Annotated in this window: 18 protein-coding genes; 9 read left to right on the top strand and 9 right to left on the bottom strand. The window is 62.0% G+C overall.

Annotated elements, in window-relative coordinates:
* Entirely contained in the window at positions 1 to 1,275 is a 1,275-nt protein-coding gene (locus tag ACXADQ_RS04615; protein ID WP_475315947.1) for a bifunctional folylpolyglutamate synthase/dihydrofolate synthase, read from the bottom strand.
* The gene (gene accD / locus ACXADQ_RS04610) at positions 1,272 to 2,198 is read right to left on the bottom strand and encodes an acetyl-CoA carboxylase, carboxyltransferase subunit beta (protein WP_475315945.1); all 927 of its coding nucleotides are present in this window, start codon (positions 2,196 to 2,198) and stop codon (positions 1,272 to 1,274) included. Before accD ends, ACXADQ_RS04615 begins: the two co-directional genes overlap by 4 nt.
* A gap of 210 nt (positions 2,199 to 2,408) precedes the next feature.
* On the opposite strand from accD, the gene ACXADQ_RS04605 reads away from it, so the two are divergent.
* The 8 genes from ACXADQ_RS04605 to ACXADQ_RS04570 all read left to right on the top strand — a co-directional run bounded on the left by ACXADQ_RS04605 (position 2,409) and on the right by ACXADQ_RS04570 (position 9,975).
* On the top strand, positions 2,409 to 3,044 hold the full coding sequence (locus ACXADQ_RS04605) for a hypothetical protein (protein ID WP_475315941.1): 636 nt from the start codon (positions 2,409 to 2,411) through the stop codon (positions 3,042 to 3,044).
* 47 nt (positions 3,045 to 3,091) lie between these two features.
* The gene (locus ACXADQ_RS04600) at positions 3,092 to 3,865 is read left to right on the top strand and encodes a DUF6478 family protein (protein ID WP_475315939.1); all 774 of its coding nucleotides are present in this window, start codon (positions 3,092 to 3,094) and stop codon (positions 3,863 to 3,865) included.
* A 10-nt stretch (positions 3,866 to 3,875) separates the two neighbouring features.
* Positions 3,876 to 4,247 (top strand): hypothetical protein, encoded by a 372-nt coding sequence (locus ACXADQ_RS04595; RefSeq protein WP_475315936.1) that lies wholly within the window; start codon positions 3,876 to 3,878, stop codon positions 4,245 to 4,247.
* Between the two features lie 52 nt (positions 4,248 to 4,299).
* A complete protein-coding gene (locus ACXADQ_RS04590; RefSeq protein WP_475315934.1) occupies positions 4,300 to 4,593 on the top strand; it encodes a hypothetical protein in 294 nt (97 codons plus the stop codon).
* Positions 4,594 to 4,673: 80 nt separating this feature from the next.
* Complete coding sequence (locus ACXADQ_RS04585; RefSeq protein WP_475315932.1) at positions 4,674 to 6,692, top strand: FAD-dependent oxidoreductase; 2,019 nt, start codon at positions 4,674 to 4,676, stop codon at positions 6,690 to 6,692.
* A gap of 63 nt (positions 6,693 to 6,755) precedes the next feature.
* Positions 6,756 to 7,670, top strand: a complete 915-nt coding sequence (locus ACXADQ_RS04580) for an AEC family transporter (RefSeq protein WP_475315929.1) — start codon at positions 6,756 to 6,758, stop codon at positions 7,668 to 7,670.
* A 138-nt stretch (positions 7,671 to 7,808) separates the two neighbouring features.
* On the top strand, positions 7,809 to 8,714 hold the full coding sequence (locus ACXADQ_RS04575; RefSeq protein ID WP_475315928.1) for a LysR family transcriptional regulator: 906 nt from the start codon (positions 7,809 to 7,811) through the stop codon (positions 8,712 to 8,714).
* 124 nt (positions 8,715 to 8,838) lie between these two features.
* Positions 8,839 to 9,975 (top strand): acyl-CoA dehydrogenase family protein, encoded by a 1,137-nt coding sequence (locus tag ACXADQ_RS04570; RefSeq protein WP_475315926.1) that lies wholly within the window; start codon positions 8,839 to 8,841, stop codon positions 9,973 to 9,975.
* Here ACXADQ_RS04570 and ACXADQ_RS04565 read toward each other — a convergent pair.
* The 6 genes from ACXADQ_RS04565 to ACXADQ_RS04540 form a co-directional block, all read right to left on the bottom strand.
* A complete protein-coding gene (locus ACXADQ_RS04565) occupies positions 9,972 to 10,871 on the bottom strand; it encodes a transglutaminase family protein (protein WP_475315923.1) in 900 nt (299 codons plus the stop codon). The two genes, ACXADQ_RS04570 and ACXADQ_RS04565, sit on opposite strands and share 4 nt — an antisense overlap.
* 8 nt (positions 10,872 to 10,879) lie before the next feature.
* Positions 10,880 to 13,282, bottom strand: a complete 2,403-nt coding sequence (locus tag ACXADQ_RS04560) for a circularly permuted type 2 ATP-grasp protein (protein WP_475315921.1) — start codon at positions 13,280 to 13,282, stop codon at positions 10,880 to 10,882.
* 3 nt (positions 13,283 to 13,285) lie between these two features.
* Entirely contained in the window at positions 13,286 to 16,693 is a 3,408-nt protein-coding gene (locus tag ACXADQ_RS04555) for a transglutaminase family protein (protein ID WP_475315918.1), read from the bottom strand.
* A gap of 114 nt (positions 16,694 to 16,807) precedes the next feature.
* Complete coding sequence (gene ureG, locus ACXADQ_RS04550; protein WP_475315914.1) at positions 16,808 to 17,431, bottom strand: urease accessory protein UreG; 624 nt, start codon at positions 17,429 to 17,431, stop codon at positions 16,808 to 16,810.
* The gene (locus ACXADQ_RS04545; RefSeq protein WP_475315911.1) at positions 17,428 to 18,066 is read right to left on the bottom strand and encodes an urease accessory protein UreF; all 639 of its coding nucleotides are present in this window, start codon (positions 18,064 to 18,066) and stop codon (positions 17,428 to 17,430) included. Before ACXADQ_RS04545 ends, ureG begins: the two co-directional genes overlap by 4 nt.
* A complete protein-coding gene (locus tag ACXADQ_RS04540; protein WP_475315907.1) occupies positions 18,056 to 18,538 on the bottom strand; it encodes an urease accessory protein UreE in 483 nt (160 codons plus the stop codon). The genes ACXADQ_RS04545 and ACXADQ_RS04540 overlap by 11 nt, the downstream gene beginning before the upstream one ends.
* A gap of 78 nt (positions 18,539 to 18,616) precedes the next feature.
* Here ACXADQ_RS04540 and ACXADQ_RS04535 point away from each other — a divergent pair, with 78 nt between their 5' ends.
* Positions 18,617 to 18,799 (top strand): hypothetical protein, encoded by a 183-nt coding sequence (locus tag ACXADQ_RS04535; protein WP_475315906.1) that lies wholly within the window; start codon positions 18,617 to 18,619, stop codon positions 18,797 to 18,799.
* Here the strand turns inward: ACXADQ_RS04535 and ureC are convergent.
* Positions 18,789 to 20,534, bottom strand: coding sequence for an urease subunit alpha (ureC, locus tag ACXADQ_RS04530; protein ID WP_475315903.1), 1,746 nt, complete (start codon positions 20,532 to 20,534; stop codon positions 18,789 to 18,791). The genes ACXADQ_RS04535 and ureC overlap by 11 nt on opposite strands.
* Positions 20,535 to 20,538 lie beyond the last annotated feature (4 nt).

The following is a 20,538-nucleotide window of genomic DNA, read 5'->3' as shown; positions in this document are numbered from 1 at the left end:
TCAACTATTCGTGCGCAAAATCGCCCCGGCCAGATACAGTGAACCGCAAATCAGGATACGGGCGTTTGCAGAGTGTTGCGTGATGGTCTGAATCGCAGTGATCACGTCGGGGCTGGACTGTGCGGACATGCCAGCCTGTTCAGCCTGCTGGGCTGTGATCTCTGCGGGTAGGGTGTTGGGCTCGCCCGGGATCGAGACGGCGTGCAACGCCGTGACATGCGGGGCCATGGGGGATAGGTAGCCGCCGATATCCTTGGTGTTCAGCATGCCGCAGATCAAATAGGTGTCTCGTTTGGGCAATGTGGACAGATGGGCGGCCAGGGCTTGACCGGCGGCGGCATTGTGCCCGCCGTCCAGCCACAGCTCGGCATTGGGGGCAGCCTGGACCAAGGGGCCGTTTTTCAGGCGCTGCATACGCGCGGGCCAGTTGGCCTGGGTCATGGCGGCTTCGGCGGCGGTTTCGCCCAGGTTCAGGTGGCGCAGGGCGGCAATAGCAGCACCAGCGTTCTGGATCTGGTGCGCACCTGGCAGGTTGGGCAGGGGCAGATCCAGCAGGCCCGTTTCATCCTGATAGATCAGGCGGCCGCGTTCCTGAAACACATGCCAGTGTTGGCCGTATGCAATCAGGGGGGCGCCCAGACGGGAGGCCTTGTCCTCGATCACCTCCATCGCTTCGTCTTGCTGGGGGCCAACGATGCAGGGGACGCCGCGCTTGAGAATTCCGGCCTTTTCTCCGGCGATCTTGGCCAGCGTGTTGCCCAGAAATTGTTCGTGATCGATCGAGACCGGGGTGATGATCGTCAGCGCAGGCGTGTCGATCACATTGGTGGCGTCCAGACGTCCGCCCAAACCGACTTCGAGCAAGGTGTAGTCGGCAGAGGTGCGGGCAAAGGCCAGCAGGGCGGCGCAGGTTGTGATCTCGAAATAGGTGATGTTTTCACCCTTATTGGCGGCATAGCATTCGTCCAGGACCTCTGTCAGGTGGTCCTCGGAGATCAGATCGCCAGCCAAACGGATGCGTTCGTGAAATCGCGCCAAATGGGGCGAGGTATAGGCGTGGACGGTGTTGCCTGCGGCCTCGAGCCCCGCGCGGATCATCGCCTGGGTCGAGCCTTTGCCATTCGTGCCCGCGATGTGGATCACCGGGGGCAGGCGGTCCTGGGGATCGTCCAGCGCATGCAGCAGGCGCCACATGCGGTCCAGCGTCAGGTCGATGACCTTGGGGTGCAGCGCCATCATCCGGTCCAGGATGACGTCCGAGTTTTGCGTGCTCATTCGTCTGTGGTGGGCTCGGCGTCGACCGGGGCGTCGCTGGCTTGAGGCGCTGGCAGGTCACCTTTGATCGCCGGGGGCAGGTCTTGCAGCATCCGGATGATGGTGACCAGTTCGTCCTTCAGTTCGGTGCGCGGCGTCACGCGGTCCAGCATGCCATGGTCCAGCAGGTATTCGGCACGCTGGAAGCCTTCGGGCAGTTTTTCACGGATGGTCTGTTCGATCACCCGCGGACCTGCGAAACAGATCAAGGCGTTGGGTTCGGCGATCTGCACGTCGCCCAGCATCGCATACGACGCGGTGACGCCGCCCGTGGTGGGGTGGGTCAGCACGACGATATAGGGCAGGCCGGCCTCTTTCAGCATCTGCACGGCAACGGTGGTCCGAGGCATCTGCATCAGGGACAGGATGCCCTCTTGCATACGCGCACCCCCAGCGGCCGAGAACAGGATCAGCGGGCGTTTCAGTTCCACGGCTTTTTCTGCGGCGGCGATGATGGCGTTGCCCACATACATCCCCATGGACCCGCCCATAAAGCTGAAATCCTGGCACGCGGCAACGATCGGTGTGCGGCCCATTTCACCGGCGGCGACCAGCATGGCCTCTTTTTCGCCGGTCTTCTTCTGGGCGGCTTTCATGCGCTCGGGGTATTTTTTCTGGTCGCGGAAAACCAGCGGATCGGCGGTGGGCTCGGGGACGTCGACCTCGGTGAAGACGCCACCATCAAACAGGGCGTGGAACCGGTCACGCGGCGTGATCGCCATGTGGTGCCCGCAGTTGGTGCAGACATTCAGGTTTTCGGACAGCTCGCGGTGAAACAGCATCGTGCCGCATCCATTGCATTTGGTCCAAAGATTCTCGGGCACTTCGCGGCGCGAGAAGATCGAGTTGATGCGCGGACGGACGTAGTTGGTGATCCAGTTCATGCCAGAGGGGCCTCAGTTTGCCGGTGTTGCATCGTCAGATAAGCCGGACCGGGCCGAATTGCAATCAACGTGGCTTGGTCAAAGCGTGCTTGGAGGCATTTTCCTGCCCGGGCAGGGACAAACGCGGTATCGCGTCTCTGTGAGCGCCTGTGGCTTGTCGTTTTCCAACAGCTTGGGTATCCCGGATGGCGAATGGGTATGGAGGCACAAATGAACCGCGCGATCAGAACCGTGCTGGCGCTGCTGGCATGTGCGTCCGTGTTGGCTGGGTGTCAAATCGCTCCGCCCAGTATCTCCACCAGTAACATTCCCCCGCGAACGATGCCTCTGCTTGGGGGGCGGGTCGTTGTTGCGGCGCCGCAGGGGTATTGCATCGATCAGGACAGTCTTCAGGATCATCGCAAAAGTGGCTTCGTGTTGATGGCGGGGTGTGATGGGTTGATGGGCCTGCCCAGCGGCACCATGATCGAGCCCGCAATTCTGACCGTCGCGGCCTTTTTGCCCGATCAGCCCTACAAGGATCCGTTGGACGTGGCCCGTGCTCTGGAGGGGATCGAGGTGCTGGATCAACGCGAGGTCGGCGGCATGACTGTGCTGCATCTGCACGCGCGCGATATCGTGCCCGAACACAGCGCTGCGGAACATTGGCGCGGTGCGATGGTGGTGAATGGGGCGATCCTGACGCTTGCGGTGTACGGCAACGATGCGATCGCCGGCGAGGCCGGGGCCCGGTTGTTGCAGGGTATGGGACAGCAAATCCAGACGGCCAGCCTCGCCAGCGCACAGCTCGCGCCGACGAAACCCCGGAAAAAAACGAAAAATCTGTTCCAGCGCATATTTAATTAAGTGTCTCATGGATATTAGAGTAGGGGCGTTAACCTTGGTGAGATGTCATGCCCGTGTTTAAGCCCCGCCTGTTCAGTGGTCTGGTGCACAGTCGCGTCCTGTCGCGCTGGGCGGAATTGGCGCGTCGTGCGGACAAAACCGGCCTGCGTCGATTGCGGCAGCAACGCACCAAGGCGCGCGAGCTGCGTCAGCATCTGGATACATTGATCCATGTGGCCGACAATCGTCTGGCCTTGCCGCTGATCGGGAACACGGCCTTTCGCAAGCCGCATGGCTCGGATTGGTCCTGGCGACCAGAATTGTGGCGCGGTCCGTTGCCGGTACCGGGGATGAGCTCGGTGCAGGATCGCTCTCAGCTGGGGGCCGAGGTCACGATGTTTCATGACTGCCGGTTTTCCGAACTGACCCTGCGCCAGCTGCGCAGTCACCGCGAATCCGATCTGGCCCCCTACGGGGTGCGGCTGGATGTGTTCAAGTTCGATGGCTCGTTTCTGTCTTTGGTGATCGACCTGCCCTCCGAGGCAGTGCAGGGCCTGACCAAAGACTACCTGATCCGCATGGACACCATCGTAGAGATGGAGAAACCGTTAGAAATCTTTGCCCGGCTGAACATCAAACACGGCCCGAACACCGAACAGTTGGTGCGCGAACTGCCGCTGCACGAAGAAGAGATCATGGTCGAATTTGACCTGGCCTATTCCCGACTGAACGAAAAACGCATCGAACGGGCCTGGATCGATCTGATCTTTGAGGGCCCCGAGATGAACCAGGTGACGATCCGCGACGTGACCTTCAGCCGCCGCCCCCGCGCAGAACTGTAAGAGGACCATCATGAGCGACCTCAAACTGACCAAGACACGCCTGTTCGAAGGTGTATGGGAGGGGTTCCTGACCTCTTCGGGACATGCGCAACCGGATCTGGAGGTGACGCATCTGAACGACCCGGTGCTGGGGCTGGAGCTGACCGAGGACCGCGAAAACGGCCATTGGGTCGTGCGCGTGCCGGTTCCGGTCTCGGCCCTGTCGGACGGGGTGCAGACCTTTCTGATCCGCGACAAGGTGTCGGGCGAGGTGTTAGAGAGCTTCTCGATCCTGGCTGGTGAGGCGCTGGGCGATGACATCCGCGCCGAGGTCAATCTGCTGCGCGAAGAGCTGGATATGCTCAAACGGGCCTTCCGCCGCCATTGCGTGGAATCCATGTAATTTCGTGATTTCCCTTTTGTCTGCTAGACTTACCGCAGAACAGGAGGCGCCCATGATCACGGAAATCGTCACCTTCGACCTGCCGGATGGCATCACCCAGGCCGAATTGCTGGAAAAATACAACGCCACGGTCCCGCGCTGGCGGGCCAATGCTGACCTGATCCGCAAAACCTATCTGTACTGCCCGGACAAGAACCAGGGCGGCGGAATTTACCTGTGGAAAACCAAAGAGGCCGCGCTGCAGGCCCATGACACCGATTGGTGCCAGATGGCCCAGGACATGTATGGCAGTCCGCCCAGCTTTACCTATTACGACACGCTGTTCATCATCGATAACGGCGTGTGACGTCGCGGACCTGACGTCGCGTTTAGGCGTGACAAACCCGCCCGGCTTTGCCCAGATGGGTCAAAGCTGGGAGGCACGCAATGACATATACGCACCTTTTGGCCCCGCTGGATCTGGGGCACACCACGTTGAAGAACCGCGTTCTGATGGGCTCGATGCATACGGGGCTGGAGGAAACAGGCGATTGGCCGCGCGTGGCTGAATTCTATGCTGCGCGGGCGCGTGGAGGTGTGGGGCTGATGGTGACGGGCGGGATTGGCCCGAACCCCGAAGGCTCGGTTGCGTTCGGTGCCTCGATGATGACCACCGAAAAGGACGTGGCCAACCATTCGGTGATCACCAAGGCCGTGCATGACGCGGGCGGTAAAATCGCCATGCAGATCCTGCACGCGGGCCGCTATGCCTATAACCCCAAATGCGTCGCGCCCTCGCCGGTGAAATCGCCGATCTCGCCCTTCCCGCCGACCGAACTGGACGAGGCGGGTATCGAGAAACAGATCGCCGATTTCGTCACCGCGTCCAAGCTGGCGCAACAGGCGGGCTATGACGGGGTCGAGATCATGGGCTCGGAAGGGTACTTCATCAACCAGTTCATCGTGACCCACACCAACAAGCGCACGGATCAATGGGGCGGGTCCTATGAAAACCGCATCCGTCTGCCGATTGAGATTGTCCGCCGTGTGCGCGAGGCCGTGGGGACTGATTTCATCATCATCTATCGCCTGTCGATGATTGATCTGGTGCCCAACGGCTCCACCTTTGACGAGGTCGTGCAACTGGCGCAGGAAATCGAAAAGGCGGGCGCGTCCATCATCAACACTGGCATCGGCTGGCACGAGGCGCGTATTCCCACCATCGCCACCTCGGTTCCGCGCCGCGCCTTTGCCTGGGTGACGCAGAAACTGATGGGGCAGGTGGATATTCCGATCATCACCTCGAACCGGATCAACACGCCCGAGGTCGCCGAAGAGGTGCTGGCCGAGGGCTGCGCCGACATGGTGTCGATGGCGCGCCCGTTTCTGGCTGATCCTGATTTTGTGGCCAAGGCTGAGCGCGGCGAGGGCGATCTGATTGCGCCCTGTATCGGCTGCAACCAAGCCTGTCTGGATCACACATTCGGCGGTAAACTGACCTCGTGCCTGGTGAACCCCTTCGCGTGTCATGAAACCGAATTGCAGGTTGGCGGTGCGGCCAAGGGCACTTTGGCCGTTGTGGGCGCTGGGCCCGCTGGCCTATCCGCCGCCCTGACCGCAGCCGAGCGCGGATTTGACGTCACCCTGATCGACCGCGCCGCCCGGATCGGTGGCCAGTTGAACATGGCGCGCCAGGTCCCCGGCAAAGAGGAATTCCACGGGCTGGTCGATTGGTATGAACGCATGGTCGCCAAATCCGGCATCACTGTGCAGCTGGAAACCGAGGCAACGGTGGACAGCCTGAAAGGCTTTGATCAGGTGATCGTGGCCACCGGCGTGGTGCCGCGCGATCCGGGCATTCCGGGGCAGGACGGGACCAATGTGCTCAGCTATATCGACGTGCTGCGAGACAACGCCCCGGTCGGCGAACGCGTGGCCGTGATCGGCGCGGGTGGCATTGGCTTTGATGTTGCCGAATACCTGGTGACGGGCGACAGCCCCACGTTGGATCTGCCTGAATGGATGAAGGAATGGGGCGTCACCGATCCCGAGGATGTGCGCAGCGGTCTGGCCCCCGAAGGCCCGCAGCCCGAGGCGCCCGTACGGCAGGTCACGCTGATGCAGCGCAAGGCCAAGGCGCTGGGCAAGGGTCTGGGCAAAACCACCGGCTGGATTTACCGCGCCGCACTAAAGATGAAGGGCGTTCAGATGCTGGGCGGTGTGAACTATGAGCGGATTGACGAACAGGGCCTGCATATCTCGTTCGGGGAAGCGCGTGAAAACCCACAGCTGATCGAGGCTGACACGATCGTCCTGTGCGCTGGTCAGCTGTCCGAGCGCAGCCTTGCCGACGCGCTGGAGGCCGAGGGCATCCCCTGTCACGTGATCGGTGGCGCGGATGTCGCCGCCGAGCTGGACGCCAAGCGCGCCATCAATCAAGGCACGCGGCTTGCGGCCAGTTTGTAGGCGTGCCGATGACTTGTCCTGCCCCCTCAGCCCGTCCTAGATGAGGCGGAACGAGGGGATAACATGGTCTTTGTGACGATCTTTCTGGGATTGCTGCCCAGTTTCCTGATGGTGGTGCTGGGCGGGCTGATCCGCAAGCGGCTGTCGGTGAACGCGTGGCAGGGCCTGGACCGGCTGAACTTTGAAATCCTGTTCCCCACGTTGATTTTCGTCGCGGCCTCAAGCCGGCCGATTGCGCTGGGCGATATCCTTCGGGTCGGGCCCGCGGTCTGGGCCATTCTGAGCGTTGCGCTGTGCCTTGGGTTTGCCGCGCGTCGCTTCGGGCCAGACAGTTTTACCGATTTTGCAGGCGCGTGGCAGACGGCATGGCGCTTCAATACGGCGCTGGCCTTTGTTGCGGTCGAAACGCTCAGCGCGCATCCGGTGGGCATCCTGGCCGTCGCCGTGGGCATGGCGATCCCCATGGCCAACCTGTTGGCCGTCACCGCCCTGTCGCGCGGCAGCGGCAATCTGCGCCAGACGCTGATACGAATCGTGACCAACCCTTTTCTGGTGGCCTCGATCTTGGGTGTGATCGTCGGGCTGTCCGGCCTGATCATCCCCGCTCCCCTTATGGCCCCGCTGGAGATGCTGTCGCGTGCGGCGATCCCGGTGGCGCTGATCTCGGTCGGGGCGACGATGAACTGGGGGGCGCTGGCCCGGCTGAACCTGTTCAGCGGCATCCTTGTGTCCACACGGTTGGTGCTGACCCCGGCCATTACCTTTGCAGCCTGCGTGGCACTGGGGGCCGACCCGGTGCTGTCGGCGACATTGGTGATGTTTGCAGCCCTGCCCACGGCCTCGGCGGCGCATGTGCTGGCGGCGGGCTTTGGGGCGGATCGCGAAGTATCGGCCACGCTGGTGGCGCAAACCACACTGTTGTCCGCGGCCACCCTGCCGTTGTGGATCACCCTGGCCGAGCTGTATTTCGCAGCCTGAAACGATTGTTTCCCTGTTTCCCTGCCGCAAACGATCCGTGACAAAACCCCGATATTGTCCGCCTCGCGCCCCAGTGACGCCCCATTTCCCCGCAATACATGACGCTAAGGAAATAGGAATGAAGGAAGGGGATCGAGCATGGACCGCCTGACCGAAATGGAAGCGTTCGCGACAGTTGTCGATCAAGGTGGGTTTACCGACGCCGCCAAGAAGATGGGGATTTCAAAGTCGGCCGTCTCAAAGCATGTTTCAAGTCTTGAGGCCCGTCTGGGCGCCCGTCTGCTGAACCGGACAACCCGCCGCGTGTCCCCCACCGAAATTGGCCTGGCCTACTATGATCGCGCCCGCCGTGTGTTGAATGACGCGGGCGAGGCCGACGCGCTGGTCACCTCGATGCAATCGGCGCCCTCGGGTTTGCTGCGCATCAGTGTGGCCACCGATTTCGGCGTCAATCACCTCAGCCCTGTTTTGGGCGAATTCCTGGCCGAATTCCCTGATATCACCGTCAATATGGTGCTGAACAACCGCTATGTGGAACTGATCAGCGAGGGCTTTGACATGGCCATCCGCATTGGCGAGCTGGAAGACAGCACCCTGCGCGCCCGCAAGCTGACCGAGACCACCAAACGGATGATCGCCAGCCCGGCCTATTTCGAAAAATACGGTCGTCCGCAGAAAATCGACGATCTGAACGAACACAAGCTGCTGCATTATTCCAGCCAATCGGCTGGAAACGTGTGGAAACTGACCGCGCCCTCGGGCGAGAAACGCCAGGTGCGCACCGCCGGCTGGCTAAGCGTCAATGACGGTCAATCCCTGCTGAACGCTGCTAGCTCGGGCCTGGGCATCGCTTATCTGCACAGCTTTTTATATGCCGATGCCATGGCCGAAGGTCTGGTCGAGGATGCGATCCCCGATCTGCCGACCGAAACCCAAGGCATCTATGCGGTTTACCCGCCCGGCCGGTTCACTCAGCCCAAGGTCCGCGCCTTTATTGATTTCCTGGTCCATAAGTTCGCCGAAAAAGGCCCGAACGACTGGTAAGGCACCCAAATTTCCTCCCCCTCGACTGCGCGCCCATCTGGGCGCGCTTTTCTTTTGCGGGTTGAAATATTTCAGAATGATTTTGCAGATACCCCAAGCGGTGAACATGCCGAAGGGAGAGGCTATGACCATTTTGACCGAAGATCAGCAGATGATTCAGGACATGGCGCGCGGGTTCGCGCAGGATGTGTTGGCCCCGGGGGCCGCTGCGCGCGACAAATCCAAGGTGATCGAGCCCGAAATCCTGACGCAGATGGGCGAGCTGGGCTTCCTTGGTATGACCGTTCCCGAGGACATGGGCGGCGTGGGCGCGGACTATGTGTCCTACGCATTGGCGCTGATCGAGGTGGCCGCCGGGGATGGGGCGGTGTCCACGGTGATGAGTGTACACAACGCGCCGTTCAACGCGATCCTGCAACGCTATGGGTCAGAGATGCAGCGCGAAAAGGTGTTGCGCCCGGCCACGACGGGGGCCTTTATCGGCGCCTTTGCCCTGACCGAGCCGCATGCGGGATCGGATGCCTCGGCCATACGTACGCGGGCGCGACGTGACGGGGATGACTATGTGCTGAACGGCGAAAAGGCCTTTATCACCTCTGGTCAGATCGGTGGCTGGGTGATTGCCTTTGCGCGGATGGAAGGCACTGAGGGCAAGTCCGGCATCACCGCGTTTTTGATCCCGACGGATGCGGACGGGTATCGCGTCACCTCGGTCGAGGAAAAGCTGGGGCAGCGGTGTTCGGATACCTGTGCCCTGCGGTTCGAGGAATTGCGTGTACCCGCCGAAATGCGCATTGGCGAGGAAGGCGAGGGCTATCGTATCGCGCTGTCCAGCCTAGAAACTGGTCGGATCGGGATCGCGTCGCAATCGGTGGGCATGGCGCAGGCGGCGCTTGACCATGCGGTGGCGTATGCAAATGACCGTCAGTCCTTTGGCCAGCCGCTGATCCAGCATCAGGCTGTTGGATTCCGGTTGGCCGATGCCCGTACTCAGCTTGAGGCCGCGCGCCAACTGGTGCTGAATGCCGCCCGAATGAAAGATGCAGGCGTGCCCTGTCTGGCCGAGGCCGCGATGGCCAAGCTGTTTGCCTCCGAAGCGGCCGAGAAGATCATCTCGGCCTCGATCCAGACCTTCGGTGGCTACGGCTATATGCAGGATTTCCCGGTCGAGCGGATCTATCGCGACGCCCGCGTTTGCCAGATTTACGAGGGCACTTCGGACATTCAAAAGATGATCATCGCGCGCGGCCTGGCAGGTTAAAGCGCAGGCGCGGTGGCTTGATCCAGCGGCACCAGGTCCACCCGATGCGTGCCGGCCTGACCGCCCGAGGTGCGCAAAACACCTTTCAGCGGGGCGACATCGGCATAGTCGCGCCCGTAGCCCACCACCACGTGATCCGTCCCGACCATCAGGTCGTTGGTCGGGTCATATTCGACCCAGCCGACCTCTTTGCCGCACCAGGCGCGCACCCAGGCATGCATGGCATCGGCGCCCTCCAGACGGGCCTGGCCTTCGGGGGGCAAGGTGCGCAAAAAGCCGCTGACATACCCGGCCGGAATCCCCAGACAGCGCAGGCAAGAAATCATGATGTGGCTGAAATCCTGACACACCCCATGCCGGTTCGCAAAGGCGGTTTCCGCAGGGGTGTCCACGTCTGTAGCCTCGGCATCGAAACGCATTTCGGAATGCAGACGCTGCCCGATTGCACGCACCATTTGCAAGACGGGCATACCCGACGACACCGTTTCCTTGGCGAACATCAGGAAAGGTTCCGCCAATGCGATCCGGGGCGAGGCCACAAGGTAGTGCAGCGGAGAATTCGGGGTCAGATCGGTCGAGTTTTGCAGCTCGCTGCGCAATCCGGCCTGGTTTGGCGACAGGTCCAGCGTCCGGGTCGGCTGCTCTCGTTCGACCCGGGCAGACAGGGCAATTTTCAACGCCGAGATCGGCTGTCGAAACGTGACCTCGGTCACCGCGTTCCCGAAGAAGTCGTTGCGGTCGATGCGCTCGTCCGGGGAGGGGCTGATCTGAATGGTGCCAGCAACCAACCGTTGAACGCCAGGGCGTGAAAGCGGCAGCACCCGGATCACATTTCGCGCATTGTCGGTGCTGTTCTGATAGGCGTTTTCAAGCACCATCGAAAGATCGTAAAGCATGGCGGCCCTCATTTGAAATAGGTTGCGCTCAGGTCGTTCGAAAGTCTGGCAAGATCGTTGGACAGGCGGATCATGCGATCAGGAGTCATTTCAGAGGCGGCGCTAATGGCCAATTCGGTATGCAGCCGCATTGCTTCGCGCGACAGAGGAGACATGCGACCCGGTTCTTCGGTATTCGGTAGATCTTCTAGCAAGTCGCGTAAAGTTTCCAGTTGGAACCTGATCGATCGGGGATTCCGGCGGTCCAATGCCAGCAGGTCAAAAACGCTCTCGACGCAGGGATCGCCCAGATATCGACGCTGATGCGTGATGACGCTGTCGCCGATCTCGATCACGATATCGACGCTGCCCTCGGGGGTGTCCGGCCCGGCAAAGAAGGTCAGCGCACCGGCCATGCCCTGCGCACGTTCCAGAGAGCGCCCGAACTCCAGAAAACGCCACCCGGACGAGCGGTACATATTGTCCTGCACAAGCCCTGCGAACCCTGACAGCATCCGCAGCAACGTGTCCATGGCGCGCACACAATCCTGGCCCGAACGGGTCGATTTGCTGAGCCGCGACAGGGTGCGGCGCAGGTCCCGCAGCGCGATCCAGCCATCGATCGAGAACCGGTCGCGCACCTTTGACGCACAGTTGGTCGCGGCGTCGATCTGTGTGGTCAGGGCCTGGGGGATGCAATCCGCAGGATCGGCGCCAAACCGTTCAAGATAGGTTTCGATCAGGGCAACGCGCGCGTCCTTGTCCGATCCGGTTTCCTCGAGCCGCAGGTGGTAGGCGCGCAACAGGCGGATAGTTGCCTCGGTCCGTTCGACGTAGCGCCCCAGCCAGAACAGGTTGTCGGCCGCGCGGCTGGGCAAAGGGTTCGCAGGGCGGCGCTGCATCGTATTGGCGGGCGCCAGGGTTTGAGTGTCCACGGGGCCGTCCGACACCACCCAAACGTCGGATACCGCACCGCCACGTTGCATGGTCAGGGCGGTGGATTCTCCGCTCAACCCGATGCGTGCATAGCCCCCCGGCATGATCGACCAGCCAGTATCTGTGCGGGCCATGAACACCCGTACTGTCATCGGTCGCGCTTGCAGCTGACCTTCAGAATAGGCCGGTGCGGTCGACAGCGTCACGGCCTCTTGTGCGACCAGGTTTGCACCTTGGCGGTTGATCCAGTCGGGCAGGGGACCCTGACTTGGATCGCGCAACTGCCCGGCCAGCGCCCGGATGCTGCTGGGATCAAATGGCAGGCTGGTGGTCAGCGCGGGGCCAATCGTCATCCGGTCCGCATTGCGGGTGACATAGGCGCGCTCTTCGTCTGATCCGCACCACCATGTTGCGATATTGGGCATCTGCAATGGCGTACCAAAGGCGCTGTCCGCAATGCGCGGAATAAAAGCCATCATGGCGCGTGTTTCCAGCACCCCTGAGCCCAACGCATTGACCATACGCAACCGTCCGGTGCGTGCGGCGTTCACCAGACCGGGCGTGCCGATCTGGCTGGTTTCGTCCAGCTCCAGCGGGTCGGCAAAACGCGCGTCCAAACGGCGCCACAGCAGGCTGACGGGCTTCAACCCATCCACGGTGCGCACCATGGCCTGCCCATCGCTGACGGTCAGGTCCTCGCCCTCCAGCAGCATCAAACCCAGATAGCGCGCGATATAGACATGTTCAAAATAGGTATCGGTGCCGGGGCCAGGGGTCAGGATGGCGGGCGGGTCGCGCCACTTGCCGCCGCGCGCGCCCAACGCGGTTTGGAAATCGCTGAAGAAGCCTGCCAAACGGTGAATATTGGCGCTGGCGAACAGGCCCGGAAACACCCGCGAGGTCGCGCGGCGGTTTTCCAGCGCAAACCCCGCGCCCGAGGGCGCCTGAGTGCGATCCCCCAACACGAACCAGCTGCCATCGGGGTTACGCCCGATTTCAAAGGCCAGGTGATGCAGGAAATGGCCAGATTGCGGCACGATTCCCATCAACGACCGCAGCCATTCGGGGTTTTTGGCCAACAGGCTGGCCGGAAGGTGGCCGTTCTTGACCAGCCATTGATCGCCATAGATATCGGCGACGATCCGTTCCAGGATATCCGCCCGCTGGGTCAGCCCTGCGGCGATCTGGTCCCACTCGGATTGCGGCAGCAGCACGGGAATGTGGCTGAGCGGCCAGTCGCGCTCGTTCGAGGATTGATCCGAGTACCGGCGAAAATAGACCCCCGCATCCCGCAGATACTGGTCGCCTCGGGCGATGCGCTCGTCGATTTCTTCGCGTGTCAGCTGCCGAAGCCGTTGTATCAGCGGCGCCCAGACAGGCCGCATCTGGCCGTTCGCATCAAACAGCTCGTCCGCGGTGCCGTCGGGCACAGCGTAATTTGCCAGAATGTCCGCCTCGGAGGGGATAGCCACCGAGGCTGCGGAGCGGTCGTCCATGGATCAGACACCTGTGGGGCGCCGCAAATCCAGGGTCATGGGGAACTCGGGGTGCGGCGTTTCGATGGGCGGAACGTAGGAACCTGATGTATGCCCGTTTGCCTGGAACCGCGCAAGCCTGCGGGCCTCGGCCTCGTTTCCGTTCACCGGGAAGGTGTCATAGTTGCGCCCGCCCGGATGCGCCACATGATAGACGCAGCCCCCGATCGAGCGGTTCGACCACGTATCATAGATGTCAAACGTCAGCGGCGCATTCACCGGCAGCACGGGATGCAGGGCCTCGGCCGGTTGCCACGCCTTAAAGCGCACGCCGCCCACGAACGTGCCCGATTCCTCGGTTGCGGTCAGGGGCACGTTGCGCCCATTGCAGGTGACGACATAGCGATCAGGGTTGGGCGTGTTCAGCTTGACCTGCAACCGTTCGACCGAGCTGTCGGTATAGCGCACTGTGCCGCCAATCGCGCCGGTTTCTCCCAGCACATGCCAGGGTTCCAGCGCCTGTTTCAGCTCCAGCGTATTGCCCTCATAGGTGACCTCGCCGCAGAAGGGGAAGCGGAACTCGGCCTGGGCCTTGAACCATTCGGGGTTCATGTCAAACCCGTGGTCGCCCAGATCGCGCAACACATCCAGCAGGTCCTGCCACAGGAAATGCGGCAGCATATAGCGGTCATGCAGCACGGTGCCCCAGCGGACAGGTTTGCCCTTGATCGGGGATTTCCACATGCGGGCGATGATGGCGCGGATCAGCAATTGCTGCGCCAAAGACATCTTGGCGTCCGGCGGCATTTCAAAGCCGCGGAATTCAACCAGCCCCAAACGGCCGGTCGGCCCATCGGGCGAGTACAGCTTGTCGATGCAGATCTCGGCCCGGTGCGTGTTGCCGGTCACATCGATCAGCATGTTGCGCAACAGCCGGTCCACCAACCAGGGCGGAGGCGTCATGCCCTCGTCCGGATTGGGGATTTGGGACAGCGCGATTTCCAGTTCATACAGCGTGTCGTGGCGCGCCTCGTCAATGCGCGGGGCCTGGCTGGTCGGCCCGATGAACAGCCCCGAGAACAGGTAGGACAGGCACGGATGCCGCTGCCAGTACAGGATCAGCGAACGCAGCAAATCGGGTCGGCGCAGGAATGGACTGTCAGCGGGGGTCTCGCCGCCCACAACCACGTGGTTGCCGCCGCCGGTGCCGGTGTGGCGGCCATCAATCATGAACTTGTCAGCGCCCAGGCGCGATTGACGGGCCTCTTCATAGATCGCCTGCGTGGTGGCGACGCATTCGTCCCAATTGGCAGCGGGGTGGATGTTCACCTCGATCACACCCGGGTCGGGGGCCACGCGGATCACGTTCAGGCGGCTGTCATGCGGGGGCGCGTAGCCCTCGATATGAACGGGCAGGTTCAACTCGGCCGCGGCGTCTTCGGCGGTGGCCAGAAGCTCCAGATAATCCTCCAGCGACTCGGTGGGCGGCATGAAGACACACAGCCGTCCGTCGCGCGGTTCCACCGCGATGGCGGTTCGGACCTGACCGGATTCGGGGTCGACACCTTGGGCGTTGATCTGCTGGTGTCGATCATCTTGCGCCGAGGTTTCTGCGCGCTGCGTATGCCCGGGCGAGGTTTTGGGCGTCATCCGTTCTTTTTCGGCATCTTCAGCGGCCAAGCGGTCGATGTCGGCCTGAACGGCGCGTTTGCGCTCTTCGTTCTTGGCGTGGAAATCGGGCAGATCCGACACTGGAACGGTAGGGTCCGGCGGATAGGTATAGGGGTATTGCGATGCCGGGATAAAGGGCAGCGTGCCCAACGGCAGACGGAACCCGACAGGGCTGTCGCCGGGGATCAGGAACAGGTGACCGCGCCGGGCCTTCCACACCTCGGACATCCAACGCGAGGGCTGGCTGGCGCTTTGCCAGCGTTGCACCGGCAGGATATAGCCCGCCGGTTCGTCCAACCCGCGGCTGAACACGCGCGCGAAACGGGCGCGTTCCTCGGGGTCCTTCAGTTTCGAGTTTTCGGGCGTCACGTTCGAGGGTAGCTGCGCCTCTTTCAGAATCCATTCGCCCGGGTCCTCGAAGGCAGGCTGCGCGCAATCAGGATCGATCCCCAGTTTCGCGGCGAAGGTCTTCATGAAATCGCCCGCATCCTGGGCGGTGGGGGCCTTGTCGTCACCTTCGCGCGCGATCAGATCGGGGTTTTTCCAGACCGGTTTGCCGTCTTTGCGCCAATAGAGCGAGAACGTCCAGCGCGGCAGGCTTTCGCCCGGATACCATTTGCCCTGACCGTAATGCAGGAACCCACCGGGCGCGAAGCGGTCGCGCAAACGGCGGATCAGATCATCGGCCAGCCCACGTTTTTGCGGCCCCACGGCGGCTGTGTTCCATTCGTCGCTTTCGAAATCATCAATCGACACAAATGTGGGCTCGCCACCCATGGTCAGGCGGGCGTCGCCGTCCTCCAGGCTTTGATCCACCTTCTTGCCCAGCTTCAGCAGGTCGTCCCAGGCGTTGTCGGAAAACGGTTTGGTGATACGTGGGTGTTCGGCCACGCGTTTGACAGTCATGTCGAAGTTGAAATCGACCTCGGCATAGCTGGCCATCCCCGAGATCGGCGCGGCGTTGCGATAATGGGGCGTCGCGGCCAGCGGGATGTGGCTTTCGCCGGCCAACAGGCCGCTGGTCGGGTCCAGGCCGATCCAGCCGGCGCCGGGGACATAGGCCTCGACCCAGGCATGCAGATCGGTGAAATCGTGATCAGTGCCCGAGGGCCCATCCAGCGCCTTCAGATCCGGTTTCAGCTGGATCAGATATCCCGAAACAAACCGCGCGGCGATCCCCATGTGGCGCAGCACCTGCACCAACAGCCAACTGGAATCGCGGCACGAGCCCGAGCCGATCTCCAGCGTTTCATCCGGGGTCTGCACGCCCGGTTCCATGCGGATGGTGTAATCCACCTTGTCCGAGACCATCTGGTTCAGCATCACCAGCTTGTCTACGATCTGCATTTTGTCGCGCGGGATCGTGTCCATGAAGGCGTCGAAATGGTGACCTGTGTGGATGGGTTTCAGATAGATCGACAGGTCCTCGTCGAAATCCAGCGGGTATTCAAACGGCCAGTGTTCCGCACTTTCCTCGACGAAGAAATCGAAGGGGTTATAGACGGACATGTCGGCGGTTAGATCGACCTCGATCTTAAATTCTGTGACGGGTTCAGGGAACACGAACCGCGCCAGCCAGTTGCCATATGGATCCTGCTGGTGGTTCACGAAATGCGGCTCGGGCCCGACCTTCAGCGAATGCGAAATCACCCGCGTGCGCCCATGCGGGGCAGGTCTGAGCCGGATGATCTGCGGGGCCAGGGTGACAGGCCGGTCGTATTTGTAATGGGTGAGGTGATGAATGCTTGCGATAATGGCCATTGGGTGCCCGTCAGTTAGTGCTTGCTCGACTATGAAACAGCCCGCAGGTGGGGTCCGGCGGAAACGCCTTTTTTCTGCGCATCCGCCGGGCTTTCATGAGTGAGTGCTGAAAAATCAGGCGGTCGCGACCAGCCCGCCGATCTCTTCGATCAGGGTGATAACCTCGTCCACGCCCTTGCCGTGCCGCAGTGAGGCAAAGACGAACGGCTTGCCCGCGCGCATCCGGGTGGCGTCGCGCTCCATCACGTCCAGCGAGGCACCGACATAGGGGGCCAGATCGGTTTTGTTGATGATCAGAACGTCGGATTTGGTGATGGCAGGGCCGCCTTTGCGGGGAATTTCCTCGCCCGCGGCCACGTCGATCACATAGAGCGTCAGATCGGCCAGTTCGGGGCTGAACGTGGCGCTCAGGTTGTCGCCGCCCGACTCGATCAGCACGATTTCCACCTCGGGGTGACGCTGGCGCATCTCGTCCACCGCCGCCAGGTTGATCGAGGCATCCTCGCGGATCGCGGTATGCGGACAGCCCCCCGTTTCCACGCCGATGATACGATCCTGCGGCAGGATTTGCAGCCGCATCAGCGCCTCGGCGTCCTCTTGCGTATAGATGTCATTGGTGATCGCACCGATCGAGTATTTCTGCGACAGCGCCTTGCACAGGTTGGCCGTCAGCGTGGTTTTGCCCGCGCCGACGGGGCCACCGATACCGATGCGTAAAGGACCGTGAGGAGAGCTCATGAGCGGAAAAGCCTTGTGTATTGAGTTTCGTGTTTCATCGAGGCGATATCGGCCAGGATGGTGGTGCCGCCCAGATCGTCCAGCGTCAGACCGGCGGCTTGGAGGGTGATGTCCTCGCATAGGGGGGACAGGGACGTGATGATCGCCTGCCCGTCGGTCTGGCCCAGCGGCACCAGCCGGATCGCGGCCGAGGTCAGGTTGGACGCAAAGGCGTGCAGGTACATCGCGCAGGTTTGGGGCAGGGGGATGCCTTGGCGTGCAGCGGCATGGCCCAGGGCGACGGGATAGGTCAGCTTGGGCAATGCCTCGCCCCAGATGGCGGCCGTTGTTCGGCAAAAGGCCGCGCCCTGTTGTTCGGTTTCCAGCAGGCGCTCCGCCGAGGGAGCAAAGGCGCGGGCCAGCGCGTCCACCTCGGCGAGATCTGCACCGCGATAGGCCGCGTGCAGCAAAATCGCATCGTTGCGCCCGGTTCCGTGCCGCAGGATATCGGTCAACCAAGCCTGAAAGCTGGCCGCATCCGTGACCTGCCCGGCCTCGATCGCCCATTCCAACCCGTGACTATAGCTGAACGCCCCCACCGGATAGGCGGGCGACAGCCATTGCGTCAGGGTCAGGATATGCGTGTCAGTGATCATGGGAATGTGTGTGCAGCGTCTTGCCGTGATCATGCGAGTGGGTGCGGCCATGGCCGTAGGCCCCGCCCTCAGGCAAGAAGGGTTCCAGTACCTCGGTCACCGTCGCGCCCAGATGAGACAGCATCGCCATGATCACATGATCGCGCTGGATCAGCAGGCGTGTATCCTCGATCTGACAGGGCGTGTGCCGGTTGCCGATATGCCAGGCCAGTCGGGGCAGGTGTTCGCCGGTGACTTGCAGCAAGTTCTCAGGCGCGGCCAGCACTTTGATATGCGTGCCATCGCTCAGCGTAAATGCATCGCCCTGGTTCAGGTTCTCGGTGTGCTCCAGATCCACCAGAAAGGCAGTGCCATCATCCGCGGCCAACCGTTTGCGGCGCAGGAACCGGTCGTCATAGGACAAAGTGACCGTTTTCACGGCATCCTGAACGTCCTCGGCGCGGGTGATTGTATGGGCAGTGGGCAGAGACATGGTTTTTCCAGAAACGATTTAAGTTTTATTAATCAGATTGCCCGAGCGTCGGTGCAGCACACAAGCCCCGAGGACCGAATGAACGCGATGACCCTGACCCACGAACTTGCCGAAATCCGCGCCCAGATCGCGCGCTTGCAGGACCGCGAGGCCAGATTGCAGGCCTCGTTGCGCGATCACGTTTCGCATGGCGGTGAACGGTCTGGGTGGCCCATTCAAAGGGTCAGTCGGGCGGGCGATCATGGCGAGGTCAGAACATGAAGTAACGCTGCGCCATGGGCAGAACCTCGGCCGGTTCACAGGTCAGCAATTCGCCATCCGCGCGGACCTCGTAGGTTTCGGGATGCACCTCGATTTGCGGGGTGGCGGCGTTCAGTTTCAGATCAGACTTGCCGATGTTGCGGGTGTTCTGCACGGCGACGGTTTGCTTGGCCAGGCCCAGCTTGTCCCCGATACTGTCGGCCTGCGCGGCCTCGGACACAAACACAACGGCTGAATTTTCCACGGACCGCCCATAAGCCCCGAACATCGGGCGCGAATACACCGGCTGCGGTGTCGGGATCGAGGCATTGGGGTCGCCCATCTGCGCGCAGACAATCGTGCCGGCCATCAACACCATTTCAGGCTTCACGCCAAAGAACGCGGGGTTCCATAGCACCAGATCGGCGCGTTTGCCTTCTTCGATCGAGCCGATTTCATGCGCGATCCCATGCGCGATTGCGGGGTTGATGGTATATTTCGCGATGTAGCGGCGAACGCGGAAGTTGTCGTTCTCACCGGTTTCTTCGGCCAGACGCCCGCGCTGTTTCTTCATTTTATCGGCGGTCTGCCAGGTGCGGATCAACACCTCGCCGACGCGACCCATGGCCTGACTGTCCGACGCGATGATGGAAAACGCACCCATGTCATGCAGGATGTCCTCGGCCGCGATGGTTTCGCGGCGAATACGGGATTCGGCAAAGGCCACGTCCTCGGGGATGGATTTGTCCAGGTGGTGACAAACCATCAACATGTCCAGGTGTTCATCCACGGTGTTCACGGTGAAAGGACGCGTGGGGTTGGTGGACGAGGGCAGGACGTGTTCTTCGCCACAAATCTTGATGATGTCGGGGGCATGGCCTCCGCCCGCGCCCTCGGTATGGAAGGCATGGATGGTGCGGCCTTTCATGGCCGCAACGGTGTGTTCGACGAACCCGGATTCGTTCAGCGTGTCGGTGTGGATCATCACCTGCACGTCCATCGCGTCGGCCACGCCCAGACAGCAATCAATCGCGGCGGGGGTCGTCCCCCAATCTTCGTGCAGTTTCAGCGCGCAGGCGCCGCCTTTGATCTGTTCCTCCAGCGCTGCGGGCAGGCTGGCGTTGCCCTTACCCGCAAAGGCCAGGTTCATCGGGAAGGCGTCCGCCGATTGCAGCATCCGCCCGATATGCCACGGACCGGGGGTGCAGGTGGTGGCCAGCGTGCCATGCGCAGGCCCGGTGCCGCCGCCCAGCATGGTGGTCAGGCCCGAGTGCAGCGCGTCCTCGATCTGTTGCGGGCAGATATAGTGGATGTGGCTGTCAAACCCGCCCGCGGTCAGGATCTTGCCCTCGCCCGCGATGGCCTCGGTGCCGGGGCCGACGATGATGTCCACGCCTGGCTGCGTATCGGGGTTGCCCGCCTTGCCGATCTTGTGAATGCGACCGTTTTTCAGTCCCACGTCGGCCTTGTAGATGCCGGTGTGATCAACGATCAGAGCGTTGGTGATCACGGTGTCCACGGCGCCCTCGGCCCGCGTGGTCTGAGCCTGCCCCATCCCGTCGCGGATCACCTTGCCGCCGCCGAATTTGACCTCTTCACCATAAAGAGGCGCGTTGCCCCCCATCCCATTGGCGCGTTCGGCCAGAAGGTCGCGTTCGACCTCGATGATCAGATCGGTATCGGCCAGGCGCAGCTTGTCACCCACGGTGGGGCCATACATGGCGGCATAGTCAGAACGAGAGATTTTGGCGGGCATTGGC

This window comes from Thalassovita sp. ABM4_323, from assembly GCF_056158665.1.
The sequence above is the reverse complement of the archived record's forward strand: the minus strand, read 5'-3'. Positions and strand labels throughout refer to the sequence as shown.